The organism is Mycobacterium sp. E2497, assembly GCF_001668695.1.
GTDB lineage: Bacteria > Actinomycetota > Actinomycetes > Mycobacteriales > Mycobacteriaceae > Mycobacterium.
In genome coordinates this window covers 1-5289 of the sequence record NZ_LZKD01000057.1, presented here as the reverse complement: position 1 = coordinate 5289, position 5289 = coordinate 1, and the positions used below count along the sequence as shown (strand labels likewise).

General features: G+C 69.4%; 4 protein-coding genes. 2 read left to right on the top strand and 2 right to left on the bottom strand.

The features are described 5' to 3' along the window. Nucleotides 1-183: 183 nt before the first annotated feature. Together A5713_RS04565 and A5713_RS04560 are read left to right on the top strand one after the other, a co-directional pair. A complete protein-coding gene (locus A5713_RS04565; protein WP_067920521.1) occupies nucleotides 184-1983 on the top strand; it encodes an NAD(P)/FAD-dependent oxidoreductase in 1800 nt (599 codons plus the stop codon). Further along, the gene (locus tag A5713_RS04560; RefSeq protein WP_068092978.1) at nucleotides 1980-3596 is read left to right on the top strand and encodes an NAD(P)/FAD-dependent oxidoreductase; all 1617 of its coding nucleotides are present in this window, start codon (nucleotides 1980-1982) and stop codon (nucleotides 3594-3596) included. The genes A5713_RS04565 and A5713_RS04560 overlap by 4 nt, the downstream gene beginning before the upstream one ends. Here the strand turns inward: A5713_RS04560 and A5713_RS27295 are convergent. After that, nucleotides 3477-4637, bottom strand: a complete 1161-nt coding sequence (locus A5713_RS27295) for an NDMA-dependent alcohol dehydrogenase (RefSeq protein WP_082972783.1) — start codon at nucleotides 4635-4637, stop codon at nucleotides 3477-3479. The genes A5713_RS04560 and A5713_RS27295 overlap by 120 nt on opposite strands. Nucleotides 4638-4695: 58 nt before the next feature. Then, on the bottom strand, nucleotides 4696-5289 hold a 594-nt coding region (locus A5713_RS04555; protein WP_156751745.1), incomplete at its 5' end, for a DUF2252 family protein.

The following is a 5289-nucleotide window of genomic DNA, read 5'->3' as shown; positions in this document are numbered from 1 at the left end:
GGCGGCCACGTCCCCGCCCCGGGACTATCACGCCGCGCTGGCCGCGGCGAAGAAGTTGATCCGGGGAACGTTGCTCGGCCCGGGGCCTGCAGTAGCTGCGGGCAGGCGGAGAAAGCTGCGACAGGACCCTTGATGTGATCAAGCGATTGATTATATAGTCGGGCGCGCGAGAGGATCGTGTCCGTGACTGAAACCGTTGGCGTGGGATTCGACGTCGACGCGCTGCGACGCAGGTACGCCGAAGAGCGCGCACGTCGCCTGCGCCCGGACGGCATCGCGCAGTACGTGGAGACGACCGGGGCCTTCGCCCACTTCGCCGAAGACCCCTGGACGGACGGGACTTTCGACCGCGAGCCGCTGACCGACGAGGTCGACGTGGCCATCATCGGCGCCGGGTTCGGCGGGCTGTTGACGGGGGTGCGGCTGCGTCAGCTCGGTGTCGACAGCGTGCGGCTGATCGACAGGGCGGCCGACGTGGGCGGGACGTGGTACTGGAACCGGTACCCGGGAATCGCCTGTGACGTCGAGTCCTACGTGTACATGCCGCTGCTGGAGGAACTCGGCTACCTGCCGACCGAAAAGTACGCCAAGGGGGCGGAGATCTTCGCTCATTGCCAGCGGATCGCCCGGCACTACGACCTCTACCGCGAAGCGTGCCTGAGCACCGACGTACGCGAGATACGTTGGGATGCAGAAGGATCGCGCTGGATCATCCGCACCGACCGCGGCGACGAGATGCGGGCCCGGTTCGTGTCCATGGCCAATGGCTACCAGGCCAAACCCAAGCTGCCCGGCATCGAGGGCCTCGGCGCGTTTCGCGGCCACGCGTTCCACACCAGCCGGTGGGACTATGCCTACACCGGGGAGAACCTGGAGCACCTCGCCGACAAGCGCGTCGGGATCATCGGTACCGGGGCCACGGCGATCCAATGCGTCCCGCACCTCGCCCGGGCGGCGCGGCGGCTGCACGTCTTCCAGCGCACGCCGTCGTCGGTGGACGTGCGGGCCAACCGTGCGACGGATCCCCTGTGGGCCGGCACATTACGGCCGGGCTGGCAGCGCAGGCGCATCGAGAACTTCCAGATCCTCACCGCCGGCGGCCAGGCCGACGAAGACCTGGTCGACGACGCCTGGACGAGCATCACGCGCAAGCTGCCGGTGATGCGCCACGACGGCGACGGCGTCGTCGACCCGGCGCAACGTGGCCGCGACATCGAGATCGCGGACTTCGCCAAGATGGAGGAAATCCGGGCGCGGGTCGCGGGCATCGTCGCCGATCCGTCGACCGCGGAGGCGCTCAAGCCGTGGTACGGGTACTTCTGCAAACGACCCTGCTTCCACGACGAATACCTGCAGACGTTCAACCGCGACAACGTCACCCTGGTCGACACCCGCGGCCGTGGCGTGCAGCGCATCACCGAGTCGGGTGTGGTGGTCGACGGCGTGCCCTACGAGCTCGACTGCCTCATCTTCGCAACGGGTTTCGAGGTGGGCACCGACTACTGCCGTCGGACGGGCTTCGAGCTGATCGGCCGCGACGGGGTGTCGCTGACCGAACACTGGCGTGACGGGGTGCGCACCTTCCAGGGGTTGTGCACGACGAAGTTCCCGAACTGCTTCATCGAGAGCATCGCGCAGGCGGGTCTGACGGTGAACTTTCCCTACCTGCTGGACGTGCAGGCTACCCACGCCGCGTGGATCATCGCGTGGGCGCTCGAGCACGGGGTCAGCGAAGTCGAGGCCGCTCCCGCCGCCGAGTCCGCCTGGGTCGACACGGTCGTCGCCCGGTCGGCTGCCAGCGCCGAACGCGCACAAACGTGCACCCCCGGCTACTACAACCGGGAGGGCAAGGCGGACAACAAGACCCGACAAGGCAGCTTCTTCTTCGGCGCGCCCACGGAGTACGCCGACCTGCTGCGCGAGTGGCGGGGCGACGGTCGTCTGGAGGGCTACCTGATTCGCGGCGGCGAGGCCGGGCGGTGACCAGCCGGCGGGCCCGATGGCGCTACAGTCTCGGCCGGCTGCGGGCCGCGCCCCGCCGCGGGCGCCCGCCCAAGGTGGCGATCATCGGTGCCGGCTTCGGTGGGCTGGCCGCCGCCGTCGCGCTGCGCTGCGCCGGCATCGACGACCTGGTGATCATCGAGGGCGACGACGGGGTAGGCGGCACCTGGCGGCGCAACACCTATCCCGGCGCCGCGTGCGACATCCAGAGCCACCTCTACTCGTTCTCGTTCGCGCCCAACAAATCCTGGACCCGTACCTACGCGCGGCAGCCCGAGATCCTGGCCTATCTCGAGTCGGTCGCCGACGACTTCGACCTGCGCCGGCACCTGGTGCTGGGCACCCGGGTGCGCTCGGTCCGCTGGAACGGCGTGGCGTGGGATTGCCGGCTGGACCGGGCGGGGCGCGAATCCACCCTGACCGCCGACGTCGTCGTGTGCGCCGTCGGGTTGTTCGGCTCCCCAAGGCTTCCCGACATTCCGGGACTGGCCGACTTCACCGGCACGCTCATGCACACCGCGCACTGGGATCACGGCGTCGACCTGGCGGGCAAGCGGGTGGCCGTCATCGGCACCGGCGCCAGCGGGGTGCAGGCCGTCCCCGAACTGGCCAAGATCGCCGACCGGGTGAGCGTCTTCCAGCGCACGCCGCCGTGGATGGTGCCCAAGGATGACCGCCCCTACAGCGCAACGGAATTGGCAAGGTTTCGGCGCAACCCACTGGCCGTCCGCCGCACCCGCTGGCAGATCTGGAAGTTCCAGCACGACAACACCGCGACCTTCGCCGACGACCCCGTCATCGACGCGCGCACGCACGTCGCGACGTCGTTCCTGGAGCGCACCGTCGCCGACGAGCGGCTGCGCCGGGAGCTGACGCCCGACTACCCGTTCCGCTGCAAGCGAGTGTTGCTGGGCGACGACTTCTACCGGGCGCTGCAGCGCGACAACGTCGAATTGATCACCGACCCCATCGACGGCATCGACGGATCGTCGGTGGTCACGTCGGCCGGACGCGCGGTCGACGTCGACGCGATCGTGCTGGCCACCGGGTTCGGGACGTCGCGCTATCTGTCCGGCATCGACGTCATCGGGATCGGTGGACGCCGGCTGCACGAGCGATGGGGCGACGACCCGAGTGCGTACCTGGGCGTCGCGGTCAGCGGCTTCCCGAACTTCTTCATGCTGTATGGCCCCAACACCAACCAGGGCGGAAACTCGATCGTCTACATCCTCGAGGCGGGTGCGCGACTCGTCGCCAGCGCGGTCAGCCGGATCGCACGCAAGGGCGGCTACCTCGACGTGCGACCCGAGGCCGAAAAGCGTTACAACGAACAGCTTTCCGCCGACCTGGAGCGCACCATCTGGACCCGGTGCGACAGCTACTTCCGCTCGCCCACCGGCCGCATCGTCACCCAGTGGCCCTACACCGAGCTGGAGTACGCCCGCCGCACCTGGCGGCTGCGACCGCGAGACTGGCTACTGTCCCAGGCCGAAGTCGATGACCCCGCGGATCAGGCGGCCGGCGGTCAGGTCGGCGTAGGCGGCGTTGATGTCGTCGAGCCGATAGCGCTTGGTGATCATCTCGTCGAGGAGTAGCCGACCCGACTGGTACAACGTGGCCAGCAGCGCGATGTCGCTCCTGGGGTTGCACGACCCGAAGACCGTGCCGCACAGCGTCTTGTTCATCAGGATGAAGTCCTGCAGCGCGACGGCGATCGAACCCAACGCCGGCGACGGCAGCCCGGTCAGCACGCAGGTGCCGCCCTTGCGGGTGAGCGCCAGCGCGGTCCCGACGTCGGCCTCGCCGATGACGGCGGGAGAGACCACGACCGCGTCCGCCATCACACCGCGGGTCAGGTCGCGGACCAGCTCGACCGCGTCCGCGGCTGTCGCCGCGGTGTGGGTCGCGCCGAACGTGAGGGCGGAGGTGCGCTTGAAGTCGCTGACGTCGACCGCGACGATCCGGGCCGCCCCGTTGATGCGGGCGCCCTGGACGGCGGCGGTGCCGATCCCGCCGGTGCCGACCACCACCACGGTGTCACCGCCGCGCACGCCGGCCCGCCGGGCGGCCGACCCGAACCCGGTGGGGACCGCGCAGGCCAGCAGGGCGGCGGGCACCAGAGGAAGGTCGGGATCGATCTTCACCAGCGAGTTGGCCGCCACCACAGTGTGTTCGGCGAACGCGCCGATCTTCGACACGTGGCCGAGGTTGCGCCCGTCGACGGTGTGATGGCGGAAGGTGCCGTCCGTCGGCATGCCCGGCGACAACGTTCCCGATCCCATGTCACACAGGTACTGCATCCCCGAGGCGCACCACCGGCATTGGCCGCACACCGCGACGAAGGAGGTCACCACGTGGTCGCCCGGCGCGAACCCGGCGACGCCCGGCCCGACATCGACGACCACGCCGGAGCCCTCGTGCCCACCGATCGTCGGTGACATGGCGGGTAATCCCAGGGCGCGCAACGTTTCCGGCGGCGCGGCCAGCTTCCCCTGGCGGATGTGTTCGTCGGAATGGCAGAGCCCGGTGGCCGCCAGCCGCACCATCACCTCGCCCGCCTTCGGCGGATCCAGCTCGAACTCCTCGACCGTCCACGGGTGGCCGTACTCGTAGAGGATGGCCGCGCGGCTTCGCATCGACTGCCGCCGCCTTTCTGCCGAATCAGCTGTCTGGGACCGGGACGGGCGGTCCGCGTTACCGGGCGGGATCCGCGGCGACCTCGATGTCGCCGGCCGCGGCCGCGGCCTTCAATTGGTGGAAATCGTCGAGCGATTTGTCGGCGTAGGCGTAACACCATTCGGCCACCGCGGCCTGCACCATGTCGCCGGCGCCGACGTAGCCGCGCAGCAACGACGCGTTCGCGCTCTGCGAATGGGCGCGCGCCAACAGCACCGCGCAGGCGGCGACGTAGTCGCTGAACGTGGAGGCCGCCATGCCCTCGGTGTCGATGGTGCCCTTCATGTCATGGAACTGTCGGACGTAGTAGTCACGCCCGTCCTTGCGGGTCGGCCCGAGGAACACGTCCGACATCGCCTGCAGGATTCGCTGGCCGTCGACGACACGCATGCCCTGGCCCTTCGCCTCGACGGCCGCGCCCAGCATGGCCGGCTGAGGCCAGCCGCCGTATTCGTCGAGCACCGATCGGGTCGCCTCCTTGATCTGCAGGATGAGCGGGGTGCCGTTGGGGCCCACCAGGATCACCAGGAAGCACCGGGTTCCCACGCTGCCGACGCCGACCACCCGCAACGCCACGTCGGTGACGCGGAAGTGCGACAGCAGCAGCGCGAT